28 protein-coding genes are annotated in these 24,544 nt (G+C 60.1%); 17 read left to right on the forward strand and 11 right to left on the reverse strand.

Annotated elements, in window-relative coordinates:
• The 5 genes from CK944_RS23265 to CK944_RS15335 form a co-directional block, all read left to right on the forward strand.
• On the forward strand, nt 1-309 hold a 309-nt coding region (locus CK944_RS23265), incomplete at its 5' end, for a hypothetical protein (protein ID WP_103173945.1).
• Nucleotides 310-384: 75 nt separating this feature from the next.
• Nucleotides 385-1,245, forward strand: a complete 861-nt coding sequence (locus tag CK944_RS22935) for a hypothetical protein (RefSeq protein WP_158248019.1) — start codon at nt 385-387, stop codon at nt 1,243-1,245.
• 104 nt (nt 1,246-1,349) lie between these two features.
• Nucleotides 1,350-1,751, forward strand: coding sequence for a hypothetical protein (locus tag CK944_RS15330; protein WP_103173946.1), 402 nt, complete (start codon nt 1,350-1,352; stop codon nt 1,749-1,751).
• A gap of 140 nt (nt 1,752-1,891) precedes the next feature.
• Nucleotides 1,892-2,137, forward strand: coding sequence for a hypothetical protein (locus CK944_RS22940; RefSeq protein ID WP_146038680.1), 246 nt, complete (start codon nt 1,892-1,894; stop codon nt 2,135-2,137).
• A gap of 159 nt (nt 2,138-2,296) precedes the next feature.
• The gene (locus CK944_RS15335) at nt 2,297-2,551 is read left to right on the forward strand and encodes a hypothetical protein (protein ID WP_103173947.1); all 255 of its coding nucleotides are present in this window, start codon (nt 2,297-2,299) and stop codon (nt 2,549-2,551) included.
• A 40-nt stretch (nt 2,552-2,591) separates the two neighbouring features.
• Here the strand turns inward: CK944_RS15335 and CK944_RS23270 are convergent, their stop codons facing one another.
• The 5 genes from CK944_RS23270 to CK944_RS15360 form a co-directional block, all read right to left on the reverse strand.
• Entirely contained in the window at nt 2,592-2,768 is a 177-nt protein-coding gene (locus CK944_RS23270; protein ID WP_158248020.1) for a hypothetical protein, read from the reverse strand.
• A 125-nt stretch (nt 2,769-2,893) separates the two neighbouring features.
• On the reverse strand, nt 2,894-3,826 hold the full coding sequence (gene rsgA / locus CK944_RS15345) for a ribosome small subunit-dependent GTPase A (protein ID WP_239986093.1): 933 nt from the start codon (nt 3,824-3,826) through the stop codon (nt 2,894-2,896).
• A 170-nt stretch (nt 3,827-3,996) separates the two neighbouring features.
• Nucleotides 3,997-4,377 carry a DUF6481 family protein gene (locus tag CK944_RS15350; RefSeq protein ID WP_103173950.1) on the reverse strand — a complete coding sequence of 127 codons (381 nt, stop codon included), beginning with the start codon at nt 4,375-4,377 and terminating at the stop codon, nt 3,997-3,999.
• Nucleotides 4,378-4,445: 68 nt separating this feature from the next.
• The gene (locus CK944_RS15355; protein WP_146038681.1) at nt 4,446-4,628 is read right to left on the reverse strand and encodes a hypothetical protein; all 183 of its coding nucleotides are present in this window, start codon (nt 4,626-4,628) and stop codon (nt 4,446-4,448) included.
• Nucleotides 4,629-4,746: 118 nt separating this feature from the next.
• Complete coding sequence (locus CK944_RS15360; RefSeq protein WP_103173952.1) at nt 4,747-4,956, reverse strand: cold-shock protein; 210 nt, start codon at nt 4,954-4,956, stop codon at nt 4,747-4,749.
• 955 nt (nt 4,957-5,911) lie between these two features.
• Here CK944_RS15360 and CK944_RS15365 point away from each other — a divergent pair.
• Nucleotides 5,912-7,153, forward strand: a complete 1,242-nt coding sequence (locus tag CK944_RS15365; RefSeq protein WP_103173953.1) for an FAD-dependent oxidoreductase — start codon at nt 5,912-5,914, stop codon at nt 7,151-7,153.
• A gap of 88 nt (nt 7,154-7,241) precedes the next feature.
• Here the strand turns inward: CK944_RS15365 and CK944_RS15370 are convergent, their stop codons facing one another.
• Nucleotides 7,242-8,183 (reverse strand): LysR family transcriptional regulator, encoded by a 942-nt coding sequence (locus tag CK944_RS15370; protein ID WP_103173954.1) that lies wholly within the window; start codon nt 8,181-8,183, stop codon nt 7,242-7,244.
• A gap of 112 nt (nt 8,184-8,295) precedes the next feature.
• Here CK944_RS15370 and CK944_RS15375 point away from each other — a divergent pair, with 112 nt between their 5' ends.
• The 10 genes from CK944_RS15375 to CK944_RS15420 all read left to right on the forward strand — a co-directional run bounded on the left by CK944_RS15375 (nt 8,296) and on the right by CK944_RS15420 (nt 17,239).
• The gene (locus CK944_RS15375; RefSeq protein WP_103173955.1) at nt 8,296-8,958 is read left to right on the forward strand and encodes a Rieske (2Fe-2S) protein; all 663 of its coding nucleotides are present in this window, start codon (nt 8,296-8,298) and stop codon (nt 8,956-8,958) included.
• Between the two features lie 13 nt (nt 8,959-8,971).
• Nucleotides 8,972-9,847, forward strand: a complete 876-nt coding sequence (locus tag CK944_RS15380; RefSeq protein WP_103173956.1) for a (2Fe-2S)-binding protein — start codon at nt 8,972-8,974, stop codon at nt 9,845-9,847.
• Between the two features lie 3 nt (nt 9,848-9,850).
• Nucleotides 9,851-10,480 carry a glutathione S-transferase family protein gene (locus CK944_RS15385; RefSeq protein WP_103173957.1) on the forward strand — a complete coding sequence of 210 codons (630 nt, stop codon included), beginning with the start codon at nt 9,851-9,853 and terminating at the stop codon, nt 10,478-10,480.
• A 17-nt stretch (nt 10,481-10,497) separates the two neighbouring features.
• On the forward strand, nt 10,498-11,466 hold the full coding sequence (locus tag CK944_RS15390) for a PDR/VanB family oxidoreductase (RefSeq protein WP_158248021.1): 969 nt from the start codon (nt 10,498-10,500) through the stop codon (nt 11,464-11,466).
• Between the two features lie 65 nt (nt 11,467-11,531).
• A complete protein-coding gene (locus tag CK944_RS15395; protein ID WP_239986094.1) occupies nt 11,532-13,112 on the forward strand; it encodes an ABC transporter ATP-binding protein in 1,581 nt (526 codons plus the stop codon).
• Nucleotides 13,109-14,200 (forward strand): ABC transporter permease, encoded by a 1,092-nt coding sequence (locus tag CK944_RS15400; protein WP_239986095.1) that lies wholly within the window; start codon nt 13,109-13,111, stop codon nt 14,198-14,200. Before CK944_RS15395 ends, CK944_RS15400 begins: the two co-directional genes overlap by 4 nt.
• Before the next feature lie 8 nt (nt 14,201-14,208).
• Entirely contained in the window at nt 14,209-15,123 is a 915-nt protein-coding gene (locus CK944_RS15405; RefSeq protein ID WP_239986096.1) for an ABC transporter permease, read from the forward strand.
• Nucleotides 15,124-15,156: 33 nt separating this feature from the next.
• Nucleotides 15,157-16,236 (forward strand): BMP family ABC transporter substrate-binding protein, encoded by a 1,080-nt coding sequence (locus CK944_RS15410; RefSeq protein WP_158248022.1) that lies wholly within the window; start codon nt 15,157-15,159, stop codon nt 16,234-16,236.
• Between the two features lie 58 nt (nt 16,237-16,294).
• Nucleotides 16,295-16,600 (forward strand): acylphosphatase, encoded by a 306-nt coding sequence (locus tag CK944_RS15415; RefSeq protein WP_205049056.1) that lies wholly within the window; start codon nt 16,295-16,297, stop codon nt 16,598-16,600.
• 459 nt (nt 16,601-17,059) lie between these two features.
• Entirely contained in the window at nt 17,060-17,239 is a 180-nt protein-coding gene (locus CK944_RS15420; protein ID WP_371411670.1) for a DUF1127 domain-containing protein, read from the forward strand.
• A gap of 157 nt (nt 17,240-17,396) precedes the next feature.
• On the opposite strand, the gene CK944_RS15425 is transcribed toward CK944_RS15420, so the two are convergent.
• Both CK944_RS15425 and CK944_RS15430 read right to left on the reverse strand, forming a co-directional pair.
• Nucleotides 17,397-18,863: an NAD-dependent succinate-semialdehyde dehydrogenase gene (locus tag CK944_RS15425; RefSeq protein ID WP_103173990.1), complete on the reverse strand. Its 1,467-nt coding sequence runs from the start codon at nt 18,861-18,863 to the stop codon at nt 17,397-17,399.
• On the reverse strand, nt 18,863-20,140 hold the full coding sequence (locus tag CK944_RS15430; RefSeq protein ID WP_103173963.1) for a 4-aminobutyrate--2-oxoglutarate transaminase: 1,278 nt from the start codon (nt 20,138-20,140) through the stop codon (nt 18,863-18,865). The genes CK944_RS15425 and CK944_RS15430 overlap by 1 nt, the downstream gene beginning before the upstream one ends.
• 136 nt (nt 20,141-20,276) lie before the next feature.
• Between CK944_RS15430 and CK944_RS15435 the strand changes: the two genes are divergently transcribed.
• Nucleotides 20,277-20,849, forward strand: coding sequence for a cupin domain-containing protein (locus tag CK944_RS15435; protein WP_103173991.1), 573 nt, complete (start codon nt 20,277-20,279; stop codon nt 20,847-20,849).
• Between the two features lie 149 nt (nt 20,850-20,998).
• Here CK944_RS15435 and CK944_RS15440 read toward each other — a convergent pair whose 3' ends face one another.
• From CK944_RS15440 to CK944_RS15450, 3 genes are all read right to left on the reverse strand, one after another.
• A complete protein-coding gene (locus tag CK944_RS15440) occupies nt 20,999-22,300 on the reverse strand; it encodes an FAD-binding oxidoreductase (protein ID WP_158248023.1) in 1,302 nt (433 codons plus the stop codon).
• A 226-nt stretch (nt 22,301-22,526) separates the two neighbouring features.
• Nucleotides 22,527-23,186 carry a cupin domain-containing protein gene (locus tag CK944_RS15445; protein ID WP_146038682.1) on the reverse strand — a complete coding sequence of 220 codons (660 nt, stop codon included), beginning with the start codon at nt 23,184-23,186 and terminating at the stop codon, nt 22,527-22,529.
• A gap of 24 nt (nt 23,187-23,210) precedes the next feature.
• A complete protein-coding gene (locus CK944_RS15450; protein ID WP_103173966.1) occupies nt 23,211-24,512 on the reverse strand; it encodes an FAD-binding oxidoreductase in 1,302 nt (433 codons plus the stop codon).
• Nucleotides 24,513-24,544: the final 32 nt, after the last annotated feature.

Below are 24,544 nucleotides of genomic sequence, written 5' to 3' on the forward strand. Positions count from 1 at the left end.
ACCTCGGTTGTTGAATTCAAGCATGCTTTTGTCGTGCCCGGTTCCGACAAGGAGTTCCCGCCCGGTCGCTATGAGGTCTTGGTGGAGGAAGAGCTTCTCGAAGGTCTCAGTTTCGCCGCATACAGGCAAACAGGGGCCTATCTGCTGGTCTACGGGAAAGGACATAACTCCGGGCCGACGGAGATGAGACCGACTTCGTCGGCTTATCTCAGTCTGGCGTTGAAACGTGACGCCCTCCTGGATGCGCCGGTAGAACGTGCCGGCTCGGCCCCTCCGTCCGAAATGGCCGGTTCGAGCAATGAGGGCTGACCTATCCAGAACCTGCGGCATGGGCCCAGACAGTGACATCGCCGTCCCCGTGCCAGACGTCTTCCTCATTGCCGGATGGAAGAGCCGATCAGCGGGAAAGCTCTTGGCGAGAAAGGTACGCGTTTCATGATACCGACACCCAAACCCGAGCATAGGTCCCTGGCGCGGATGATTGTCGCGATTGTCTCGCTGGCAGGCGTTCTTGCGTCTCTCGCTTTTCCGGTGCTTGCGCAGAGCGATGCCGGTTCTCCCCCGGAAAACGCGCATGCCCGCAGCTGTGGGGGAAGCTGGGATTGCAACCTTGGCTACCGGATGGAGGACGTAGAATGTGTAAAGATCGAGATCCCCGAAAACGCTTATGCGACCAAACGGTCCTACGGTGCGGGATGGACCTGCCTTCGGGGCTATAAGGAGGTCGATGGAGCGTCCTGCATTCCGATCCCGGTGCCTGCGAACGCCTTTCTGAAGTCTTCCGGTTACGACTGGGAATGCCTGCGAGGATACCGACGAGAAGGGGACACTTGCGTCTCTGTTGTTCTGCCGGAGCACTCTTATCTGAGCGACAGCTCCTGGGGACCCGGATGGGCCTGCGACCGAGGCTTCACCGCCAGCGGGGACAGGTGCATCCCAATCGTGGTGCCGAAGAATGGTTACCTGACCAATGCTGATTACGGCGATGCCTGGGCGTGTGAACGGGGATTTGCTCAGGTTGGCGAACAGTGTGATCCCGTTGTTCCGCCACAGCATGCCTTTCACGATCCAACGGCCCATGGTCCAGGATGGCGGTGCGAACGCGGATACGAGCCGGACGAACAGAACAGCGCCTGCATTGCAATCGACCTGCCCGAAAACGCACATCTTGATGACTCCGGCAATCGCTGGCGGTGTAATCCGGGCTTCCAGCGTGGGGACGAGGCGTGCGTGCGCGAACAGTGATGCAGATAGTTCTCCGCCGTGGCCATCCGGCCTGCACAAGCGCAGGAACTGATAGCAGGTGCGCCAGAGCATCTGCCATCGCAGATCTTGAGGAGGAAGACGAATTGGCCGCATCGATCAAGACAACAGCCGTCTTTTTACGGCCCTTCGAACTTCCAAGCTTCAATGAGATACTTCCGGCCGGCGAATACGAGGTCGAAACCCTGATCCCGGGTCCGCTGGACGAAGTCGGCGGTGATAGCTGGCGGCCTACCGTTCTTGTCCATCTTCATTCGCGTGCTTCCCATCCGGGTCTCAGCCGGACATTGACCGTCCCCCTTGCGGAACTCGAACGGGCAGTGGCAAAGGACAAGCTGACCGGCAAGGCGCTGACCGATTTCTTTCTGGAGGAAATGCTTGCCGATCCGATGATCCGGCTCGTCATGAAGGCCGACGGCGTGGAAGAGGCCGAACTTCGCAGTCTCTATGCAGGCTCACCGAAACGACCTGCCGATCCTGCGAAGTGAGCAGTTCCAGTCGTGCTCTTGCTGGGCCGCCGGGTCCTTCAAACATGGGTCATGATAATCGTGCGTGGCGCGACCGAACCAATTCTCTGGCTGGCTGTTTTGTTTTTGCCTCATGAGAGAGGCCAATAACGAGGAAGAACATGAGTGACGGTTTTCTGAAGCTTGAAGGCGGGCCACCCCTCGCCGGCCCAGTCGAGCAAATAGGCGATCTGATCCTGCTTCGAACAAGATCAGACATGACCAAGGCGGAGTTTGCGGAACTCCACGAGGGCCAACTGGAGACCGGTGGTATGATCGAACGAATTGCGCTGGAAAGTACCGAAATCTCCCAAGATGGAAGATACAGCATGGACCTGATGCTGCGCCGCCTTCCACCTGAGGCCTAAAACTAAAAAACGCCCCCGCCTATGACTCACCGGGAAGCTGAGTGCCTTGACCCTCTGGCACCGCAACTTACCGAATGCCCCGATAGAGCCTCTTTTGGGGCAACCCTGTGGCAGGAGCCGGACCGTCTCGCTGCGACGGCACAAGGAGGAGAGAAAAAGGTGCCCGCACAAGAAAGGCTGCTCTATGCGAGCGAGAACGGCGACTGCTGGAGATTATGTCGTGACGAGGATAGCGGGCAGGTTGTTGTCCGGCATCGAGCCAACCTTCCGTCCGGCGGTTCCGTCAGCGGTATCGAACTGGGTGAGTTTCTTGTGCAGGATGGCCTCGGGCCGGAAAAGCAGGAACTGCTGCGCCTGATCGGGAGCCTGATCGATCGCGAGACAAACGACACTTCAAAGCTTGTGACGCTCTGAGCCCCGCCAACGCGTGCATTGAGCAGAGTTCTCAGCGGGATCAGACCGGCCTGTAAGGCTTTGCGAAGACCACAGGTGTGGGGATCGACCGCGCGTCGGCATGGTTATGAAATGTCATCAGTTCACAAAGTAGCCCGTCTTTGGCCGCCGCCTCAATCGCCGCATTCAGTTTGAAGACCGCGGTCTGAATGAGGTTAGCATAGTCTTCGTCTGTCAATGTCACCCCCTCACGATGAGATGAAAGCATAGCGCGACCCCACCTTGCCATCAACTTGGCGGAGGTCGCGCTCCGCTGCCTTTCCTTCTGGTGCTTTTGGTTTCCCAAAGGGTTTGGGTCCTGTCTCAGCGCCGCTTTCCTGGCACCCTGGTAGCCTTGTTCCCACGCGGTCCGACCTCCAATGGTGTATTGCTCCGGTTCTCTTCCACGAGCTTGCGCCAGCGATCTACTCGCGCCTGCTCGAGTGCTCCCGCAGCCACTGCGGTCAGAACCGCGCATCCTGGTTCATGGGAATGGGTGCAGTCACCGAAGCGGCAAAAGGGAGCAAGCTCGGCAATCTCGGCAAACAGCACGTCCAGTCCCGCAGAAATGTCGCTGACATGAAGCGTTCGGATCCCGGGCGTGTCGATGGCCCAACCGCCCCCGGTCACGGCGTGAAGCGAGCGGGATGTGGTGGTGTGTCGGCCCTTGGCGTCCGCCTCTCGGATGCTCCCTGTCAGCTGCGCCGCTTCCGGCGACTTTGCCGCAAGCGTGTTCAGCAGTGAGGACTTCCCCACGCCAGACGAGCCGACAAGGGCGATCGTCTGGCCCGCGCCGCACCAGGGGGCGAGTGTCAGCGCCGCCTCTGGGGATCTGGCATTCAGCGTCACCACCTCAAGCCCGCGTTGCAGGCCTTCCACCTGGCTCTGGTAGGAGCCGGCATCCTTTACCTGGTCAGCCTTTGTCAGAACGATCACCGGTGTTGTGCCAGCCTCGTTTGCAAGCGCCAGGTAGCGCTCGAGACGCGGCACGTTCAGGTCATCGTTGCAGGAGGTCACGATGAAGAGCGTATCCACATTCGCTGCAATCAGCTGCGGGGTCCGGCTCCCTTCGGTGCGCCGCTGCAGCAGGGACTTACGCTCCAGTCGGCGGATCAGCAAGTGGCTTTCCGGCTCCACCAGAACCCAGTCTCCGACCGCATGATCTGCAGTATTGGCATGGACGGGCAGCGTCAGCCGCACCGGCCCTGACAAGGACTCGGCAGTCAGCCGGGCCCGGTGAACAGTTGCGATGCGCATCCTTGCGAGTCCCGTTTCGGTCGGAGCCAACTGGTCGTCAAAGAACGCCGTCCAGCCAAGAGAGGCCAAGGATCGCGGGGCTTGATCTGATGAATGTGTCACAGCGGCGTGTCTGAACTCTGCCCTCGGCTGACGCAAGGCTAACGTTTAGAGGGCGGCGCTCCCCTCGATCAGCGCTGGCGCGCCTTGCGGGCGGCGTATCTCTGGTCGCGCATCGCCTTGCGCATGGCCACGTCGTCAAGGACGCGGGAGATCATCCTGTTCTCGGCACGCTCCTTGGCGTCAGCCTGCGCCGTGGCTGCCTTGGCAGCGGCGGCCTCGCGTTCCCGAGCTTCTGCTTCGAGACGGTCCTGTTCTTCGCGCTTCGCCTCTTCGCGCGCTGCCCGACGTTCTGCGCGGGCCTGGGCTATCTGAGCCCGTTCCTGCTCCTTGGCTTCACGCAGCGGCTCGGCAGCCGCCTTGGCGGCCTTGTAGGCCTGCAGAAGGGCGGCTTTTGCCTCCTGGGCGGTGCCTTGACGCTGGGCCAGTTCAGTTTTTTTGGTGTTCTTCAAATGTCATCTCCGGTTGGTTCAGATTGTAAAGCCGATGCAGCCTCCAGTTGTTCCGGGTGAACAGGAAGTCACGGCTTCTTGGTGTCTTGCGCGTCTCGTGCAAGCCGCGCCTCGCGCAGCTGCCTGGTCTTCTCATCACGATCAGCCTTGACCGCCTCGAGTTCGCCAAAGGCACGGTCTCGTGCGGATGGCGCGGGCTTGTTGAAGTGACTTTCCGCCAATTCACGCGGCGACTTGTAGCCGGACATCATGCTCTCCTCACGACCTGGAACGAAGTAAAAAAGGGCCAGGCAACATGCCTGGCCCCGCATCTTTAGAATGCCTTGTTGGCAGTGATCTTCCCTGCATCCGACAAGGCAGTTCTCCCGCTTATGCAGCCTGCAGGTTACAGGCGGCCATCTTGCCCGACTTGCGGTCGCGCTCGAGATCATAGGATAGCTTCTGGCCCTCGACGATGTCGCCCAGGCCCGAGCGTTCTACGGCCGAGATATGAACGAAAGCGTCCGAGCCGCCATCATCAGGCTGGATGAAGCCGAAGCCTTTGGCAGAGTTGAAGAATTTGACGGTTCCGGTGCTCATGATAAACCCTTTCAAGGTCAAGTGGATTGACCGCAGCGCAACTACGCGACGGTGAGGCATAGCGACATTGAAAGAGAGATCAGTTCAGAACGCGGCGCCAAACGCGCAACAAAGATAGCTCGGCAGACAAATATCGATGACTGAAAGATAGGTGCGACCTGCCCTCATGTCAACGGCCGCGGTCCGGCAGGGTTACTCCGGTCATGATCTCTCCGTGTCTTCTCCCCGTCGTCCCAGGCCGGCATCTGCATCTTTGCAAGATGCTGTCCGGGACAGGGGGAATGTCGGCCCTGTCTCCTCGCAACGCTTGATGAGATCTATGGTGGGAGAGCCTATCCGTAAGGACTGGCGGGGTCTGGGACATGCTGGCTGCGTCCGAAGCAAAACAACAATCTGGTACCACGTGATCAGATCTTGGACCTTGCCTGCCTGCTTTTCGACGCAGGTGCGGCAATAGCGCGGCGAGGTCTGAAGACGACCGCAGAGGGTTCCGGCCCAATGGCAGAAGAGAATGGTCAAGAAGCTTTGCGATCTTTCAAGGACACGTCATTGATTGGCGGCCCCTAAGGAAATGCCGGCACCCGCATGTGCGGGGCCGGCACCCAGTTGGCCGGTAAAACCGGCGGCGGATAAACCGAGATTAGGAGGCACCTGGTGCCTCTTCGAGAAATACCGTGCGGCAGCGGACATAGCTCGTCATGCGGTGTGTCTCGCCTGCATCAATGTCGCCACCCCTCTGCCCTCTCCTGAACGGATCTTTGCCAATCTTCCGAATAGCGCTGCAGACCTAACGGGTTTTATGGAGTGGCTAAGCAAAACTGACGCTTCAACATGGCAGAAAACACCATTCACTGCCCGGCAAGCAGGCGTGTTATAAGGGTTGCAAAGTCCCATTCGCCTGCGGCGCCAGAAAGGCGCCTGCTCGATCACGGAAAAGACCAAGACGGTGTCGTCAATGACCACGACCCAGTGCTGCATCGTCGGGGGCGGACCGGCCGGTCTGGTTCTTGGATACCTGCTTGCACGGGCGGGCGTCGAGGTGATTGTGCTCGAGAAGCACGCGGACTTTCTGCGGGACTTCCGCGGTGACACCATCCATCCTTCGACAATGGAGATCATGCATGCGCTCGGTCTGCTGAACGAGTTCCTGCAACTGCCGCATCAACGCGTGCCCAGGCTCTTTGCGCAGTTTGGACCGGATCGGCTGCTGATGGCCGACTTCTCACGGCTGCGGGCCAAGGCGCCATTCATCGCCATGATGCCCCAGTGGGATTTTCTGAACTTCCTTGCCGAGAAGGCAAAGGCGCTGCCTGGCTTTCGCCTGCTGATGGAAGCAGAGGCGCGTGAACTGCTGACAGAGAGCGGGAGGATCACCGGCGTCGTGGCGAACACGCCAAACGGTCTGCTCCAGATCAATGCAGTCTTGACGGTGGCAGCGGATGGACGGACCTCACGCATGCGGGAGGCGGCCGGCCTGCGGATCCACGATCTAGGCGCACCGATCGACGTGCTCTGGTTCCGGCTGTCGCGGGAGCCGGGCGACACGGAGGAAACCCAGGGTCGCTTCGACGCAGGCCAGATCTTCATCATGCTCAATCGCAGTGACTACTGGCAGTGCGCCTATGTCATGCCAAAGGGTAGCTTCGACAACAAGAAGACGGCCGGCATCGCCGCATTCCGAGAAGAGCTTGCGCAACTGCTGCCAATAGACGCCGGCCGCGCGGAAGAGTTGGAAACATGGGAGCAGGTGAAGCTTCTCAGCGTCCAGGTGAACCGTCTGGAGACATGGTGGCGCTCCGGCCTTCTCTGCATCGGCGACGCGGCTCATGCAATGTCGCCTGTGGGAGGCGTCGGGGTGAACCTCGCGGTGCAGGATGCGGTCGCTGCGGCCAATCTCCTGGCGGACCCTTTGCGGCGGAGCGTTCTGACTGATCGCCATCTCCAGGCGGTGCAGCGCCGCCGCATGTGGCCCACGCGAGCAACCCAGCGACTTCAGATCATTATCCAGGACCGAGTGCTGTTGAGTGCCCTGCGCAAGCGGTCGAACTTTCGGGCTCCGCTTGCACTGCGGCTGATCTCCTCCATTCCGCTCCTGCGGGACATGCCCGGACGGCTTGTTGGCATCGGGCTGCGGCCGGAGCATCCGAACACCGTCGTCTCCCGCTCAGAGGCAGCAATTCCTATGCGGCGAGCGTGACACTTGTATACTGAATGACAGCTCTGTATCAGGACGACATCTCGTAATTTTACATCCAAGAAGACAGTTAAAAATATTTATCTGTCGATCATCGGAAATAATCGGCCTTTGCGGTAGCGGAATAGAGATAGGTTTGCACATCGGCGAAGTTTTGCGTTAGGGAGTTAACCAGATCGCGAACCTGCGTATTCCGTAGCCGGTGACTGGAAAACAGAGCATAAAGTGGCACTTCGCGCGATGACCATTCTGGCAGGACCGGAACCAGAAGGCCCTGCTCAACCTCTAGCCGAGCAAAGAATTTCGGCACGAAACAGATGCCATAATCATGAATAGCTGACAACTTGATAACCCAGTAATCGTTGCTAAGCAGTCGCGTCTGAGGATGGAGACCGTATTCCTCATCGCCTTTGCGCAATTCCCACGGGGCGATGTTTTCAGCGCTTTGATAGGCTAAGAGGTCATGCTGCCGCAGTTCGGAAGGTGCAGCCGGAGCGGGATGGCGGGCCAGATAGCCGGGACTGCAAAACAGTCCGAAAGCAAAACGGCCTAGGAGACGGCCCGTCATCTCCGAGACCTGCGGCATTGGCGGTTCGCCAAGATATAGCAGGCAGTCATAATTCCCGCGCGAACTCAGCAGCAGGTCCGAACGCACCACCGACAGGTCCAGTCGCAAATCGGGATTATGGCGCGCAAAATGCAGGATCAGTGGCGCGATCAGGTTCGAGGCGAACTCCCCGGTCGAACCGATGCGCATCGTGCCTTGTGCCTTTTTCTGTCCCGCCCTTGCACTGTCCAGTCCGCGGTGGCAGGCGCGCCGGATCGTGCGCGCATGGTCCAGAAACTCCGCCCCTGCATTCGACAGCACCAGTCGGTTGGCCGAACGGATGAACAGCGTCGCGCCGATTTCCTCTTCCAGCCTGCGCAATTGGTGACTGACCGTCGCCTTGGGCCGATGCAGCTCCCGCGCAGCGCCAGTCAGCGATCCGGCGTCGGCAATCTGCAGAAACACCTCGATATCTTCCAGATTCATCACTGTTCGGAATTATTGAACGTAGGTTTCAAAATACCTGTCTGTGCGTAGGTCTTCAAGCCTTCTTAGAGTGGAGAAGAATTGATCCAGTCGAGCGCAAAGGAGAGTGGGAATGTCCTCCGACCAGTGGAACGCGGTGGCTCTGGAGAGCCAGATCCGCGCCTCTTCCAGCAATCCTGTCATGGTGAACGACTATGCTGTTGCCCTGTGGCGCAGTGCCTCGGGCCAGGTGAACGCATGGGAGGACCGCTGCCCGCACCGCGGAATGCGGCTGAGCCTTGGTTTCGTTGAGGGCGATCAATTGCGCTGCATCTATCATGGCTGGGGCTATGGCACCGGCGGCCAATGCGAAGTCATTCCGGCCCACCCAGGCTTGACCCCGCCCAAGACCATTTGCGCCACACGCCATGCGGTTGAAAGCCGCTATGGGCTGATCTGGGCCAATCTGGCAAGCGACCCCAAGGCCCCCCTACCCGATCTGGGCGCAGATGATGGCTGGCAGGCGGTGCGGAGCATCTATTTGAATGCGCCGGTCACCGAGGTCCGCAAAGCGGTGCTGGATGATCTGGCCGGTTGGGAAGGCATCTTGGCTGATGGCGAGGTCGTCACGCTGGATCTTGCGGATGGCGCAAGGCTGGCGGCGGCGTTCCAACCGGTCGATGCCGGCTCGACAGGGGTGCATTTTGTGGCGCGCGGTGCAGGGGCTGAGCCCAAGGGCCGGCATGAACTGGCGCGTCGGGTGGTGCAACTGCGTCACCGGATTGAAGCGAACTGAAGGAGGACTGGCCATGACTGCGACGAAAGACCCTGTTGCCCGCAATGAGTGGGTCGCCTGCGGTTGGCTGGGGCAGATCGACCCCGGTGCCAGCTATGACACGATGATCCTGGGTCAGCCGATCCGCGTTTTCCGGGACAGTGGCAACAATTATCGCGTCATTGAAATCGACGCGAGTGCCGCTGAGGGTCGTGAACTTCCGGTTCAGACCCGCTATACCTGCATCTTCACCACGCTGGGTGAACCCACGCGTCCCGTACCCGAGATTTCCGAGTTTGACGAACCAGACCGCGTCGTGGTGGGTTGCGGGAGCATCGGCGTCAGCACGAGCCCCTATCGCCTTGTCGAGAACTTCTTGGACATGGCGCATTTTTCCTTCATCCATGTTGATACTCTTGGCGCGACCGACAAGACCGAAGTGCTGGCCTATCGCACCGAACACCGCAAGGATGTCGATGAAATCTGGGCGGTTGATTGCACTTTCTATCAGCCAGCAGCGTCAAAAGCGGCAAATGGCGGGCAGATGACGCGCTATCAGTATCGGGTGATGTCGCCCTTCAGCGTCATGTTGTACAAAAATATCAGCGAGGACTCCGATCGTAATGACGCGATCTGCGTCTTTATCCAGCCGGTGACAGAAACCCGCTGTCTGGCCTATGCGCCTATGGCCATCGTGGATGATAAAAATACCGCTGCTGATATCGCCGACTTCCAGCAGTCGATTTTCCTAGAGGACCGGATGATTCTGGAAAACCAGCGTCCGGCGCTGCTGCCTCTGGATCCGACTTATGAATTGCCGACCCGCGCCGATGCCAGTTCGATCGCGTTCCGCCGCTGGCTGAAGGCGATGGATATCAGCTTCGGCATTTATGAAAAGCAGGCTGCCTGACCCATGACGATTACCCTTCACGACTATTCGCTTTCGGGCAGCTGCTACAAGGTCCGCCTGATGCTGGGCTTTCTGGGGCTGGAATATGCGCGCCGGCAGGTGGATTTTTATCCCGGCCGACAGCACAAGACACCTGAATTCCTGGTGATCAATCCTCTGGGGCAATTGCCGGTTCTGGAAGATGAGGGGCTGCTCCTGCGCGACGCACAGGCCATTCTGTGCCACCTGGCCAATAAATACGACAAGACGGGCAAATGGCTGCCACGCGATCCGGTCAGTTTCGGGCCGGTGATGATGTGGCTGATGTTCGCGGGCGGTGAACTGATGGCGGCGTCAAGAGCGCGGCTGCATGATGTCATGAGCTATGATCTGGATATAGATGCGGCGCGCAAAGCGGCCCGCTCGGCCTTCCGTGTGCTGGATGATCATCTGACCTATCGCGAGATCGACGGCGGGACCTGGATCGTGGGCGATCATCCCACCATCGCCGATCTCGCCTGCTTCCCCTATGTCGCATTGTCGGGCGACGGCGGCATCGGCCATGAGGAATATCCTGCGATCCGCAACTGGCTGCGCGAATTCCGCCGGCTGCCGGGTTTTCACGCGATGTCCGGCATATCCGAGTATGTTTGATGAAGATTGACCGCAACATGACAGCCAATACCGAATTCGAGGTCCGCATCCGCAAGGTTCGCGCTGAAACCTCGGAGATCCGCAGCTTTGAATTCGAGGCTACGAGTGGCCAATCCCTGCCGCCGTTTGAGGCGGGGGCGCATATCTCGATCACGCCTATTCCCGGCCTGACGCGGCAATATTCGCTGGTCAACAACCCCGCAGACCGCAGCCGCTATCTGATCGGCGTCAAGCGCGAATTGAATGGACGCGGTGGCTCAAGCGCGATGCACAACCAGTTGCAGGAAGGCGGAACCGTCCGCATCACCGCGCCGCGCAACAATTTTGCCCTACGTTCGGGCGGAAAGGGGCGGCGTCTTCTGCTTGCGGGCGGTATTGGGGTCACGCCTTTGCTGAGCATGGCCCAGGTTCTGGCCAGCGAAGAGGAGGATTTTGAGCTGCATTACTTTGCCCGCTCGAATGCCGAGATCGCCTTCCGCGACTTGATCCTTGAAAGCGGCTGGTCCGACCGGGTCGCCTATCATTATGGTCTGGTGCCTCCCTTGCTGACTGAAGTCTTGCAGGACATCCTGCGCGATGGCGGACATTCAATCTATCTTTGCGGACCGAACCCCTTCATGGATGTCGTACGTCATTGTGCCGAAGTGACCGGCTGGCCGCGCGATACGGTTATTCTGGAACATTTTTCGGCAGAAGTGCCGGTGCTGACGCCGGGCGAAGGCGAGTTCGTGCTGCGGCTGGCCAAAAGTGGCATCGAGCTGGTCGTGCCCTCCGACCGGACCATCATTGAGGTGATCCGCGAGGCAGGCATCGAAATCAAGACAAGCTGCGAGCAGGGCGTTTGCGGCACCTGCATTACCGAGGTGATCGAGGGCGAGGTGGAACATCATGACCTGTTTCTTAGCCCCGATGAGCAGGAGGGCGGCAGGCTGATCATGCCCTGTGTATCGCGCTGCACATCCCGACTTCTGGTGTTGAATATCTGATGACCGGGCAACGGGCAGAAGAGGCCCGTAAGCCATGGCGCAACAATAATGACAGGGAGAAGACCATGAATATGGCCCTTCAAGGCGCCTATCACCCGGGAAGGACGTTCGATGGTCCGTCGCTGCTGGAACTCCGGGGCCTGACCAAGGCGTTCCATTCGGTCGTGGCAAATCGCGACGTTTCGCTGAGCATCCGGCCCGGCGAAATCCACGCGGTTCTGGGCGAGAACGGCGCGGGCAAAAGCACGCTGATGAAGATGATCTACGGCGTTCTGGTTCCAGATGCGGGCGAGATCTGCTGGAATGGCGAGCCTGCCGCGCTGACCAGCCCCGCGCAGGCGCGCAAGCTTGGCATTGGCATGGTCTTTCAGCATTTTTCATTGTTTGAATCCCTGACCGTGGCGGAAAACATCGCGCTGACCGTGCCCGGCAGCCTGCCCCGTCTGGCAGAGCGCATCCGCGAGATTGGGCAGCGGTTTTCCTTGCCGGTCAATCCGAACTCTCTGGTGCATTCCCTTTCCGTGGGTGAGCGCCAGCGGGTCGAGATCATCCGCTGCCTGCTGCAAGAACCGCGGCTGATCATCATGGACGAGCCGACCTCGGTCCTGCCGCCTGCCGGGATCCCGGCTTTGTTCGACACGATCCGTGAACTGGCCGCGCAGGGCTGCGCCGTGCTGTTCATCAGCCACAAGCTGGAGGAGATTCGCAGCCTATGTCACAGCGCCACTGTGATGCGCGCAGGCGAGGTCGTGGCCGCGATCGACCCGCGTCTTTCCAGCGCCACGGAATTGGCTCACCTGATGATCGGGCGCGAAATCCCGCAGCCGAAACGCTCAGCTCCGACGCTGGGACGCGATGCAGTGCTGGAGGTGACGGGGCTGTCGCAGTCCGCGGACGATCCATTCGGCGTCGGCCTGCATGATCTGGATCTGCAGCTTTATCCCGGCGAGATTGTCGGCATCGCGGGCATTTCGGGAAATGGCCAGAAGGAACTTGCGGCGGTCCTCTCGGGCGAAGCGGTGCTGGACCGTCGCCGTCGCGACCAGATCCGGCTATCTGGCAGCGGTTGCGGCGATATGGATGCAAAGCTGCGCCGCAGACGGGGTCTGGCTTTCGTGCCCGAGGACCGGAATGGCCGCGGCTCCGTCCCGGAAATGACCCTAGCCGATAACGCGCTTCTGACTGGCTATGAACAGGGGATGGTGCGGCGCGGGCTGATCCAGCGGAGGCTCGTGCATGCCTTTGCCGAAAACTGCATCCGCGACATGGGCGTGCGCTGCACCGGTCCTGAAGCCGAGGCGCGCAGCTTGTCGGGTGGTAATCTTCAGAAGTTCATCATGGGTCGCGAAATTCGGCTGAAACCGAAGGTTCTGGTGGCCGCGCAGCCGACATGGGGTGTCGATGTAGGCGCGGCGGCGCTGATCCGCCAGCAACTGATCGACTTACGCGATACTGGTGTCGGCATTCTGGTCATCAGCGAGGAACTGGACGAATTGTTCGAGATCAGCGACCGTATCCATGTGCTGTTCAGAGGCCGGCTGTCGCCCGCCCTAAACCGAGCCGAGGCCACGGTGTCCACCATCGGTGATTACATGACCGGCGGCTTCCTACCACCCGAGATCGCCGACCCAGGGGCGACGGCATGATGCGGCTTCCCTGGGTCATTGAGCCGAGGATCGGCCGAACAGGCGCGCGCAGTCTGCTTGCGCCGCTGATTGCCGTCGTGACGACCATCATCGCGGCCATCATCCTGATGTCGTCGCAGAGCGTCGCGCCCTTGGCTGCACTGTGGCAACTTTATATCGCGCCGCTCTCCAGCCTCTACAATCTCAGTGAGGTGTTGCTAAAAATGGCGCCGCTGCTGATCATTGCGCAGGGTCTGGCGATCGGCTTTCGCGCCAAGGTCTGGAATATTGGCGCCGAGGGTCAACTGATCCTTGGCGCGATCGGTGGCAGCCTGTTTCCATTGTGGTTCAATGACAGCGTGAACCCGATGATGCTGCCCGCCATGGCGCTGTTCGGAATGTTGTTCGGCATGGGTTGGGCTGCACTGGCGGCATTCCTGCGCACGCGCTTCAACGCCAATGAGATCTTGGTCACGCTGATGCTGAACAGCATCGGGCTTCAATTGCTGTATTATCTGATCTCGGGACCGTTGCGCGACCCATATGGCTTCAACTTCCCGCAATCGGCCCTGTTTCCGCAGGTGGCGATGTTGCCTTCGCTGTTTGGGCTGGGGCGAGCAAATATCTCGATCATCGTGGCGCTGCTGCTGACCGCCGCAGCCTGGCTCTTTGTCGAGCGCAGCTTGACTGGCTACAAGCTGCAGGTCGGCGGCGTGGCTCCCGATGCGGCACGCTATGCCGGGTTTCGCGAAAAGCGCGCTGTCTGGGTCAGCCTGTGTATCGGTGGTGCGGCGGCGGGCCTGGCTGGCGTCTTCGAGGTGGCCGGGCCGCTGGGGCAGTTGCAGCGCGTAGTCTCGCCCGGTTACGGCTTTGCGGCGATCATCGTCGCCTTTCTGGGCGGGCTGAACGCCATTGGCATCCTGTTCGCAGCCTTTTTCATGGCCGTGATCTATGTCGGCGGCGACATGGCGCAGGCTTCGGCTGGGGTTCCCTATGCAGTGAATACCTCTCTACAGGGCGTGCTGCTGATCAGCTATATCGCAGCGCGGCTTTTCGTCGATCACCGGGTCCGCTGGCGGCGCGACCTGTCGCAGCAGGGAGCGAACTGATGGAAAGCATGCTCGTTTTTCTGCTAGCCGGCACATTGACCGCAGCAACACCTCTGCTGCTGGCGGCCGTCGGCGAACTGATCGTCGAGCGTTCGGGCATCCTCAATCTCAGCATCGAGGGGATGATGGCGCTGGGTGCCGTAGTTGGCTTTGCCACGATCATAGCGACGGGCAGCCATTGGCTGGCGCTGTTTTCCGGCGGGCTGGCAGGGGTGGCGCTGGCGGCGCTGTTCGCGGCGGTGGTGTTGCTGGCCCTGGGCAATCAAGTCGCCACCGGCATTGCGGTCGGCATTCTAGGGCTGGGCCTGTCAGGGGTGATCGGCATCCCCTATGAAGGCATGACCGTCGCGCCCATGAAACGCCTGCCAATTCCGTTCCTGTCCGATATCCCGATCATCGGGCCGGGCCTGTTCAATCACTCGCTGCTGGTCTATCTGGCGCCCCTGCTAGCGCTGACCATCTGGTGGATGCTGCGCAGCACCAAGGTCGGGCTGGTAATCCGCGCAGTGGGTGAGGCTCCTGAATCAGCCCATGCCATCGGCTACAGCGTGCTGGCAACCCGCTTCCTGACAATCACGCTCGGAGGCTTCCTGGCGGGGCTGGCAGGCGCCTTCATCTCGACCGTATCGGCTACCTTGTGGTCGGATGGTATGATTGCCGGACGAGGCTGGATCGTGGTCGCTCTGGTGGTCTTTGCCGCGTGGCGCGTAGATCGGCTGGTCATCGGTGCCTGGCTGTTCGGCCTTGCTACCATTGCTGAATTGCTCGTGCAGGGAATGGGAATTTCGGTGCCATCGCAACTGCTGACCAGCATTCCCTATATCGCCACCATCATCGCCATATCGATTTTGTCGATGAATGGCCGAAAGATGCGCCTGAATGCGCCGGCCTCACTGGGCCGCACCTATAACAGCACCGCCTGAGCGGTCATTCCAACAGGAGAAGGACCAATGGTCATGAAGCACAATTTGACAAACTGGATTCTGGCGGCATCTCTCGCGCTGCCCTTGACCGGCGGGGTGGCCGTGGCCGAGCCCCTGATGATGGGCTTGATCTATCCTTCTCCTGTTGCGGATGTAGGTTGGGCCAAGCAACTGGATCTGGCTCGCGAGGCGGTCGAACAAGCCTATGGCGATCGCGTAACCACCCGCGTGGTCGACAATATCCCCGAAGGGCCGGATGCCAGCCGGGTAATGAACCAGCTTGTCTCAGATGGGGCAGATTTCCTCGTCCTGGGCTCATTCGGCTATATGAATGACGGCCTTCGGCTGGCACAGCGTCACTCCGACGTGGATATCATCCATGCCAGCGGCTTTCGTCAGACCGAAAACCTGGGTACCTTCACTGCCCGCGGCTATGAAGGGTTCTATCTGGGCGGATTGGCCGCCGGCATGGTCACCGAAAGCAACACCATCGGCATCGTCGCAGCTTTCGCCGTTCCCGAGGTGATCGCCGAGGTTAATGCCATCACCCTGGCCGCACGCGAGGTGAACCCGGACGTGAATATCCGCCTTGTCTGGGTGAACAGTTGGTTCGATCCCGCCCGCGAACAAGAGGCTGCACGGGCGGTCATTTCGCAAGGGGCGGATGTGGTGTTCTCGCTTCATCAGGACACGCCTTCAGTGGTGAACGTGGCACAGGCTGAGGGGGTCTACGTGGTCAACACGGGCTCGGATATGAGCTCACATGGCCCTGATGCCGTTCTGGGCTCGGTGGTTCATGACTGGAGCAAATATTTCATCCGGGTCGTGGGGGAAGCACTCGAAGGCAATTTCAAGGGTCAGGATGAACGGGGCGGTCTGGCTTCGGGCACAGTCTCGGTCCAGGCATGGAATGATGTGCTGACCGAAGAGCAGATGGCGCGAATCAAGGAAGTAGAAGCTGCGCTGGTGAGCGGCGAGGACCATGTCTTTGCTGGCCCTCTGAAAGACCAGAGTGGCACCGAACGCGTACCTGAGGGCGAGGTTCTGCCCGATCCCGAAATCTTTGCGATGAATTGGCTGGTTGAGGGCTTGTCCGGATCGCTGCCGCAATAAACCCTGCGCGGGCAGCCTGTCAGGCTGTCCGCATGGTTTGGCCTAAAGGACACGTAACGTGAATTTTGAAAGCGGCAACTTTGGGCAGGGTGGGCAGGACCTCTGCGCAATCGAAATCATCTATCACGGCAAGCTTGGGGAATCTTTCGTCGAATTCGCGTTGAATCGTGCGCGCCGCTTAAGCTTGAATGGCTGGATCAGCATCCAGCCAGAAGGAGTGAAGGTTGCCGCGCAAGGGCCGGAAGCCCTGGTCGATGCTTTTGAGATCGTCTGCAGCCTCGGCCCTCTCGATGCTGATATCGTCGACTGGCATCGAAGCGATATTGCCGCCGGGGTGAACCACACCGGTTTTGAGCGGCGCTGAAAAGGCTCTGCCACTTAACAACGGGACCGGTTGAAATAGAAGTTGTGGGGGAGTCTTTTCTGGCTGGAAGAGGAGCTGTGGCCTCTCGGATGCCCAGAGCTCCATCGTTTTCTTCATCGCGCTCGCGATCAACGGGTTTTATGGAACGGCTCCAGAAGTTACCTGGAACTTGGACGTCAGAGCATTCCCACCTTTTGAGTAGTCCTGCATCTCTTCAGGATTGTGCGGTGCAATAGCTTCGGAGGACAGCTAGGCGGCCGATGCTGCAGTGCAGCGCCATGGAGAATGAATTAGGAACTGTGCGGAATACAGTGTCTCAACTTGCATTTTTCGCATATCGGACTTGCCAATGAGGCGGCTACATTTCTGCAGTTGCACAATCTATATCCTTGTTCATGAAGCAGTTGCCCGAGCGTCGGGCATTTTTCCAAACAAGGTGATGTCATGTCGACGATGGAAATGAGCCGCGGCTTTGCCGCCCGAGGTTTTGGCAATGTGGTCGCGAACTTCCTCTCGATGCTGTCCGCTTGGAACGATGCCCGGGTGACCCGTCGGGAACTGAACAGGTTGTCCGATCGCGAATTGGCCGACATCGGTGTATGCCGCGGCGATATTGAGCGGATTGCGCGCGGCCTCTGAGCTATAGGCCTAATCAGCTCTAGATTGAACGAACCCCCATGCAGGCGCAGCGGGGGTTTTTTGTACCACCGGGCGTATGCACATGTATCTTTCATCTTGTGCCAACTCCACGGATCTTCGGAACGACAAAGGCCGCTCAAGCGAGCGGCCCTCTTTCTCAGATCGACAGGCACATGTACTTGATCTCGAGATAATCCTCGATGCCGTAGTGACTGCCCTCGCGACCCAGCCCTGACTGCTTGACCCCGCCAAAGGGTGCCACCTCGGTCGAGATCAGGCCGGTGTTTACGCCCACCATGCCCACCTCCAAGGCCTCGGCCACGCGCCAGACGCGGCTGAGGTCGCGGGAATAGAAGTATCCCGCGAGGCCGAATTCGCTGGCATTTGCCAAGGCAACCGCCTCGTCTTCTGTCTCAAAGCGCCAAACTGGAGCGACGGGGCCGAATGTCTCCTCCCGGGCGATCTTCATGGCCGTCGTCATCCCGGACAGGACGGTCGGCTGAAAGAAGGTGCCGCCCATGGTGTGACGCTCTCCACCGGTGGTAACCGTGGCGCCATGGGCACAGGCATCAGAGAGATGATCCTCGACCTTGGCAAGCGCCGCCTGGTTGATCAGCGGGCCAACGGCAACACCATCGGACTGGCCATCGCCGACCTTCAGCGCCGCGACGCGGGCTGTCAGCCGTTCGACGAAAGCGTCATGGATGCCCGCCTGCACATAGATCCGGTTGGCACAAACGCAGGTCTGGCCGGCATTGCGGAACTTGGCAGCCATCGCACCATCGACCGCGGCTTCAAGATCAGCGTCATCAAAGACGATGAAGGGGGCGTTTCCGCCCAATTCCAGCGACAGCTTCTTGATGGTCTCGGCGCCCTGCCGCATCAGGATCTTGCCGACACGGGTCGAGCCGGTGAAGGTGATCTTCGCGACCTTGGGATTGTCGCAAAGCTCGGAGCCCATCCCTGCGGCGTCAAGGCCGGGGACGATGTTCAGAACCCCGGCCGGAACCCCGGCACGTTCTGCCAGGACACCAAGCGCCAGTGCCGACAGCGGCGTGAACTCCGAAGGGCGCGCAACCATGGTACAACCCGCTGCAAGTGCCGGGGCGATCTTGCGCGCCAGCATGGCATTGGGGAAGTTCCAAGGTGTGATCGCGCCAACAACGCCCACCGGCTGCTTCAGCACGATGATGCGTTTGTCGGGCATGTGACCCGGAATGGTGTCGCCGTAGACGCGCTTGGCTTCCTCGGCAAACCATTCGACATAGGCCGCACCGTAAGCGATCTCGCCCCGCGCCTCGGAAAGGGGCTTGCCCATCTCGGCCGTCAGGATGCGGGCAAGGTCCTCCTGGTTGGCCATGATCAGGTCATGCCAGCGACGCAGGATCGCAGCCCGTTCCTTGCCGGTGCGAGCGGCCCATCCCTTTTGTGCCGCATGGGCCGCATCAATGGCATCGCGCATCTCGGCCACGCCCATGTCCGCGACCTCCGCCAGCAAGGCACCGTTCGCCGGATTGGTCACCTTGAACAGGCGGTCGCCCTTGAAGCGCATTCCGTTGATGAAGCCGCTGCCGGTCAGCAAGGAGGGATCGGAAAGTTCCAAAGTGTTGTTGTGATCCAGCATCATGCAGCCCTCGCAGCGGCGATGGACTCCTCGAGGATGTCCATCGCTTCGGAGAAATGCCCCTCGTCGATCGTGAGCGGCGCAAGGAAACGGATGACATTCCCGTAGGTGCCGCAGGTCAGCAGGATCAGCTTGCGGTTCAACGCCTCGATGCGGATGCGGTTCACCAGGTCAGGATTGGGCGTCTTGCCGTCAGCCGCGGTGAACTCGGCCGCGACCATGAAGCCCGGACCACGCACCTCGGCTAGTTCCGGCGTGGTGGCGCGGATCGCCTCAAGGCGCTGACGCAGGCGCGAGCCGAGTTCATTGGCGCGAGTGCACAGGTCTTCTTCCTCGATCACATCCAGCACCGCATGGGCCGCAGCGATACCGAGCGGATTGCCACCATAGGTGCCACCGAGGCCGCCAGGACCTGCAGCGTCCATGATATCCGCACGACCCGTCACAGCAGCCAAGGGCAAGCCACCCGCCAAGCCCTTGGCCATGGTGGTGATGTCAGCGGCAATGCCATGCTGTTCCATGGCAAACAACGTGCCGGTCCGCGCAAAGCCGGTCTGCACCTCGTCGGCGATCATGACAATGCCATGCTTGTCGCAAAGCGTCCGAACGGCGCGCACGAAGTCGGTCGGTGCCGGGTTGAAGCCGCCCTCGCCCTGCACGGGCTCGAAGATGATCGCAGCGACACGAGCCGGATCGAGGTCGGCCTTGAACAGCTTCTCGATGCCAGCCATGGCGTCCTCGGTCGTCGCGCCGTGCAGGGCGACCGGGAACGGCACGTGGAACACATCGGGCATCATTGCCCCGAAGCCTGCCTTGTAGGGCTGCACCTTTCCGGTCAGCGCCATGCCCATGAAGGTGCGCCCGTGGAAGCCTCCTCCAAAGGCAATGACCGCATTGCGGCCCGTATGCGCGCGGGCGATCTTGACTGCATTCTCCACCGCCTCAGCGCCGGTGGTCACGAACAGGGTGCGCTTGTCGAAATCACCCGGTACGGCTGCGTTCAGGCGCTCGGCCAGCCGCAGGTAATTCTCGTAAGGCAGCACCTGATGGCAGGTATGGGTAAAAGCCTCGGCTTGGGCCTTCACGGCCTCGATGATCTTCGGGTGGCAATGGCCGGTGTTCACCACAGCGATGCCGGCCGCAAAATCGATGTAGCGCGTGCCCTCGACATCCCAGACCTCGGCATTGCGGGCGCGTGCGGCATAGACCTGGGTCTGCATCCCCACGCCACGGGCAATGGTCGACTGACGCAGTTCGGCAAGTTGGTTGTTCAGCATGGGGACATCTCCTGTGGGCCGGGAAATATCCCGGATGCCCTTGCATCTGCACTGTTCAAAATCATTCGGAAAGTCTAATTCTTCGTGCAGGTAACGCCCTGATTGCAATGCATCTGCGTTGGAAACGTTTATGATCATGAACAAAGATAACAGTGGCTTGAGTGATCTGCGGTTGGGGGCTCGCCTGCGGATCCTGCGCGAGCGCGCAGGTCTGTCACAGCGTGCCCTGGCCAAGCGTGCCAATGTGACCAATGCAACGATCTCCCTGGTCGAGGCAGACAAGATGAACCCCTCGGTCGGAGCACTGCGGCGCATTCTTGACGGCATTCCGGTCAGCCTGTCCGAGTTCTTCGCCTTTGAGCCCGAACCTGAACAGACGATCTTCTACCAGGCGGATGAGTTGCCCGATCTCGGCAAGGGCAAGCTCTCCCTGCGCCGGGTTGGCCACAGCCAGTTCGGCCGTGCCATGACCATCCTGCATGAACGCTATGAACCCGGAGCCGATACCGGCAGGGTCATGTATCAGCACGAAGGCGAGGAAGGCGGCGTGGTCGTCTCTGGCCGGATCGAGATCACCGTGGGAGAAGAGCGCCGCATCCTTGGCGCAGGCGACGCTTACTATTTCGACAGCCGCAGATCGCATCGGTTCCGGCAGATCGGAACCGAACCCTGCGTGATCGTCAGTGCCTGCACCCCACCGACGTTCTAGCAGGCTGTATTCCCCGGCCCGATCGGCTGACCCTCACGAATGAAGATCGGACAGCCTTTACATTGGCCACCTGCGAAAGCAGGCTCCTACAATCGCGTGGTGACAGCAACGCAATCTTCCTGAGGAGAGTTGACGCCAGAGATTTACTGCTAGCTGCCGCGTCGGCGGCTGGGATTATGACGCGGGCATGGATCTGCCAAGCGGAGGCCGGATGTGCTGCGTCCAGGGCTGAATGGCGCTAGGTCCAGTTCGGGCTTCTCACCCGAAACTAACGCCGCAATCAGCTTGCCCGTGATACCCCCGAGCGTCAGACCTAGATGGCCATGCCCACAGGCGAAGAACAGGCGAGGATCGCGCAGGGAAGGACCGATAAACGGCAGGCTGTCGGGGGTGGAGGGGCGGAAGCCCAGCCAGTCGCTGCGCTTTGTCCCAAGCCCCGGCAACATACGCCGCGCCTTCCGTTCCAGCACTTCCAGACGAACTGGGCGAGTTGGCTTGTCGAGGCCGCCAAGCTCCACCGTCCCGGCAGCCCGGATCTCACCTGCCATCGGCACGAGGAAAAACCCGTCCGAAGGATACATGACCGGATGGGACAGCAGTTCCTTCTGCGAAGTGAAACTCACATGGTAACCGCGCTCGGTATTCAAATTCAGAGATTGGCCGGAACGGCGGGCGAGATCGCGTGACCAAGCTCCGGCCGAAAGCACAACACGATCGGATTTAATCAGGCCGAGGCTGGTCCGAACCGTCAGGCCTGCGCCGTTGATCTCCAAGTCTTCAGCACTACCGCGGGTGAAACTGCCGCCTCGTGCGATGATCGCTCTGGCGAGACCGTGGCAATAGGCTTCAGGATCATCCAGCACATAGGCATCATGAAAGAGCGCACCACCATAGTATTCCTGGGCGAGATTGGGCTCGCGCTCACGAATCTGGGCAGCGGTTAAAATGTCGCCGCGGATGCCTTCCTGATTGCGCCGCACCATTGCTACGTGCGCCGATTTCAGTTCTGCCTCAGAGCGATAGAGATGGAGGGAGCCGGTCCCCCTGCCCAATCGAATATCGCCTACTTCGGCCATGAGGGGCGCATGGCCGACCTCGATATGCCGCATAAGGGTGGCCAGGCATGAAGTCAGATGGTCAAAACGGGGTTTGCGCGAGGAGAGGATAAAAGCACTTAGCCAGGGTAAAAGGTCTGGCAGGTCACGCCAGTACAGCGAAAAGGGCCCCTCCTTGTCCAGCAACATCCCCGGCACTTTCCACAGGATGCCCGGACTCGCGACAGGAAAAATGGCATTTGGAGCAATGGTTGCGGCATTGCCAAAAGAAGCTGCCCGCCGGAAATCCATGCCGGGCAAAGGTGGGGCGGGGTCAATGATCTCGACTTGATGACCGTAGCGCTGGAGCCAAAGTGCGGTGGAAAGACCGACCACCCCGGCCCCGATCACAGCCACGCTTAAGCCTTTCTGTCTTTCAGCAGGCATTGTTGGGCGACCTTCGTTCAGAGCAGAGCTGAGATATGAAATTCAGGCGCCGACCCGACAGTGGCCTGACGATAGCTCTCGTTTCGTTAATCCCCCGCTTACCCGGAGCCTCAGCGTCGGGACTACGACCAGAGCCGACACGCGAACGCACATATACCTCCCGATCTGATCGCCGTCCGCTCCCGGAAGGCCCCACTCACTCAGGCCTGTGGATCAACCAGAATTTCTTCACCGGCTCGCTGTTTGACCAAGCAGCCTTGGCACCTCGGTGAATAATGAAAACATCCCCAGCTCGAAAGGTTTGACGGCCCTCATCGTCATTTCCGACCGTGACACTGCCGCTTTGCAAATACATCAGTTCGCTGAAAGGATAGGTAATGGCGCTGCGATCATAGGGGGTCGCGCTCCAGAGCCCCCAGGAGAAAGCGCTCGCATCGAAAAATTCATGTCGGGCAGTTTCGGGCATGGCGGTGGTAACCAAAGCCGGATTGGGAAGACCACCCGGGCTAAGTTCCTGATCGAGATCAAGCTTCGTAAAGGCACAATCCGCCGCGCCAGTTTTGACTTCGGCCAGGACGACCTCGGCGCCTTCCGCCCTCCAGGCGATTGAACCGGCCGGCACAGAGGCAACGTCTCCGAGCTGAAGCAGCAGTTCAGAGCCACCGCTTCGCAGTTGCAACGCGCCAGCACGCAGGATGATAATCATCGCGTTCTGCAACTGCAGATCCGTGCCTTCTCCTGCCAGTTCTGCGCGCAGGGCCGGCAGATCACGGTTTGCTTCAAAGGCCGCAATGGCAGCCGCCAAGTCACCTTTCAGCCCTGCCGCATTGCCCAGATCAACGATATTTCTGATCACGTACGTATTCCTAAGGTTTGAGCGCTATTTTGAGGCGAAGCCAAGGCTGTCTTTCAGCCAGTACCAGCGTATGCCCAGATCCATCACCGGCTTTCGGATTGCGTGCCAAGCCAGGCGCGGGATTGGCGTGACCGGGTAGAGAAGCGGTCGGCCTTCAGTCAGATGCTCGGCATAAAGCCGTCCAAAAACTGTGGCCAAAGCTACACCACGGCCATTATAGGCCAGCATTGCATGCAGGCCCGGTGCGGGCTGGTGAAGATGCGGCAACCCGTCCATGGTCAAAGCCACATGGCCCGACCATGTGTAGTCCAAGGCCACGCCATCCAGTTCCGGAAAGAGCCGCAGCATGCCTTTTTGCAAGGCTCTCAGCAAAGCCGGCTTTTCTGCCGTTCCCACCGCGCCGCGACCGCCGATCATGAAACGGCCGTCATGCGACTGGCGCATATAGAAGGCAAGCTTGCGGGTCTCGGACAGAACCACACCGCCCGGCATGATCCGCCTGCGCAGGGTGTCGGGCAGAACTTCTGTGGTAAGGATCATGCTCTGAACTGGCAGGATGCTCTGGGCAAGGTCCGGCACAAGCCTACCGGTATAGCCATTGGTCGCTACCAGGACAGATTTCGCGGTGACATGGCCTACGGCGGTGCGAACACGCCAACTGCTTCCGTGAGGTTTTATCTCAAGAGCAGGGCTTTGCTCACAGATCACTGCACCGGCAGCTAGCGCAGCGCGGGCAAGACCCCGGGCGTAATCCAGTGGCTGCAGGCTGCCGGCCCGTGGATCACGCCATCCGCCGAAGTAACCGGAGGTGCCGGTCTGCGCAGCAATGCCGTCGCGGTCCAGCAGTTCAACGGCTACACCTTCAGCCTGCCATTGACGCGCCCGGTGCATGACAGAACCTTTTGCCAGCTCGGAATGTGCGGCTTGAATCCAGCCGCTCCGCTGTGGGGCGCAACGGATCTGATGCCGCTCAATCAAGTCAAACACTTCATCGGCCGCATTGCCGACAAGGCGGATCATCTCGCTTCCCCGTTGTGCGCCATAGGCGTCGCGCAGATCGTCGGGGTCATGCTTTAGCCCGGGGATCACCTGCCCGCCATTGCGGCCTGATGCACCGAAACCGATGTGGCGTGCTTCCAGCACCAGCGGCTTCAGACCTTTCTCCGCCAGATGCAGCGCCGCCGAGAGACCTGTGAAACCTCCACCGACAACGACAACATCGGCCTCCGCAGGACCTTGCAACCTGGTCGTTTCCGGCGCGGGCTCTTCTGTCTTGTTCCACCACAGGGAACGGCTAAAACTTTCGAGGCTGCTGGTTGCGGCCATGGTCTTCTCCGGCGCATCAATAATCAGAGTTC

It is taken from the genome of Paracoccus sp. SY (assembly GCF_002901215.1).
GTDB classification, from domain to species: domain Bacteria; phylum Pseudomonadota; class Alphaproteobacteria; order Rhodobacterales; family Rhodobacteraceae; genus Paracoccus; species Paracoccus acridae.

What these genes read in the sequence shown, in the direction of transcription:
- CK944_RS22935 (WP_158248019.1), top strand. Translation starts at nt 385, where the DNA reads ATGGAAGAGCCGATCAGCGGGAAAGCTCTTGGCGAGAAAGGTACGCGT.
- CK944_RS22940 (WP_146038680.1), top strand. Translation starts at nt 1,892, where the DNA reads ATGAGTGACGGTTTTCTGAAGCTTGAAGGCGGGCCACCCCTCGCCGGC.
- rsgA (WP_239986093.1), bottom strand. Translation starts at nt 3,826, where the DNA reads ATGCGCATCGCAACTGTTCACCGGGCCCGGCTGACTGCCGAGTCCTTG.
- CK944_RS15355 (WP_146038681.1), bottom strand. Translation starts at nt 4,628, where the DNA reads ATGATGTCCGGCTACAAGTCGCCGCGTGAATTGGCGGAAAGTCACTTC.
- CK944_RS15360 (WP_103173952.1), bottom strand. Translation starts at nt 4,956, where the DNA reads ATGAGCACCGGAACCGTCAAATTCTTCAACTCTGCCAAAGGCTTCGGC.
- CK944_RS15365 (WP_103173953.1), top strand. Translation starts at nt 5,912, where the DNA reads ATGACCACGACCCAGTGCTGCATCGTCGGGGGCGGACCGGCCGGTCTG.
- CK944_RS15370 (WP_103173954.1), bottom strand. Translation starts at nt 8,183, where the DNA reads ATGAATCTGGAAGATATCGAGGTGTTTCTGCAGATTGCCGACGCCGGA.
- CK944_RS15375 (WP_103173955.1), top strand. Translation starts at nt 8,296, where the DNA reads ATGTCCTCCGACCAGTGGAACGCGGTGGCTCTGGAGAGCCAGATCCGC.
- CK944_RS15380 (WP_103173956.1), top strand. Translation starts at nt 8,972, where the DNA reads ATGACTGCGACGAAAGACCCTGTTGCCCGCAATGAGTGGGTCGCCTGC.
- CK944_RS15385 (WP_103173957.1), top strand. Translation starts at nt 9,851, where the DNA reads ATGACGATTACCCTTCACGACTATTCGCTTTCGGGCAGCTGCTACAAG.
- CK944_RS15390 (WP_158248021.1), top strand. Translation starts at nt 10,498, where the DNA reads ATGACAGCCAATACCGAATTCGAGGTCCGCATCCGCAAGGTTCGCGCT.
- CK944_RS15395 (WP_239986094.1), top strand. Translation starts at nt 11,532, where the DNA reads ATGAATATGGCCCTTCAAGGCGCCTATCACCCGGGAAGGACGTTCGAT.
- CK944_RS15400 (WP_239986095.1), top strand. Translation starts at nt 13,109, where the DNA reads ATGATGCGGCTTCCCTGGGTCATTGAGCCGAGGATCGGCCGAACAGGC.
- CK944_RS15405 (WP_239986096.1), top strand. Translation starts at nt 14,209, where the DNA reads ATGCTCGTTTTTCTGCTAGCCGGCACATTGACCGCAGCAACACCTCTG.
- CK944_RS15410 (WP_158248022.1), top strand. Translation starts at nt 15,157, where the DNA reads ATGAAGCACAATTTGACAAACTGGATTCTGGCGGCATCTCTCGCGCTG.
- CK944_RS15420 (WP_371411670.1), top strand. Translation starts at nt 17,060, where the DNA reads ATGAGCCGCGGCTTTGCCGCCCGAGGTTTTGGCAATGTGGTCGCGAAC.
- CK944_RS15425 (WP_103173990.1), bottom strand. Translation starts at nt 18,863, where the DNA reads ATGCTGGATCACAACAACACTTTGGAACTTTCCGATCCCTCCTTGCTG.
- CK944_RS15430 (WP_103173963.1), bottom strand. Translation starts at nt 20,140, where the DNA reads ATGCTGAACAACCAACTTGCCGAACTGCGTCAGTCGACCATTGCCCGT.
- CK944_RS15435 (WP_103173991.1), top strand. Translation starts at nt 20,277, where the DNA reads ATGAACAAAGATAACAGTGGCTTGAGTGATCTGCGGTTGGGGGCTCGC.
- CK944_RS15450 (WP_103173966.1), bottom strand. Translation starts at nt 24,512, where the DNA reads ATGGCCGCAACCAGCAGCCTCGAAAGTTTTAGCCGTTCCCTGTGGTGG.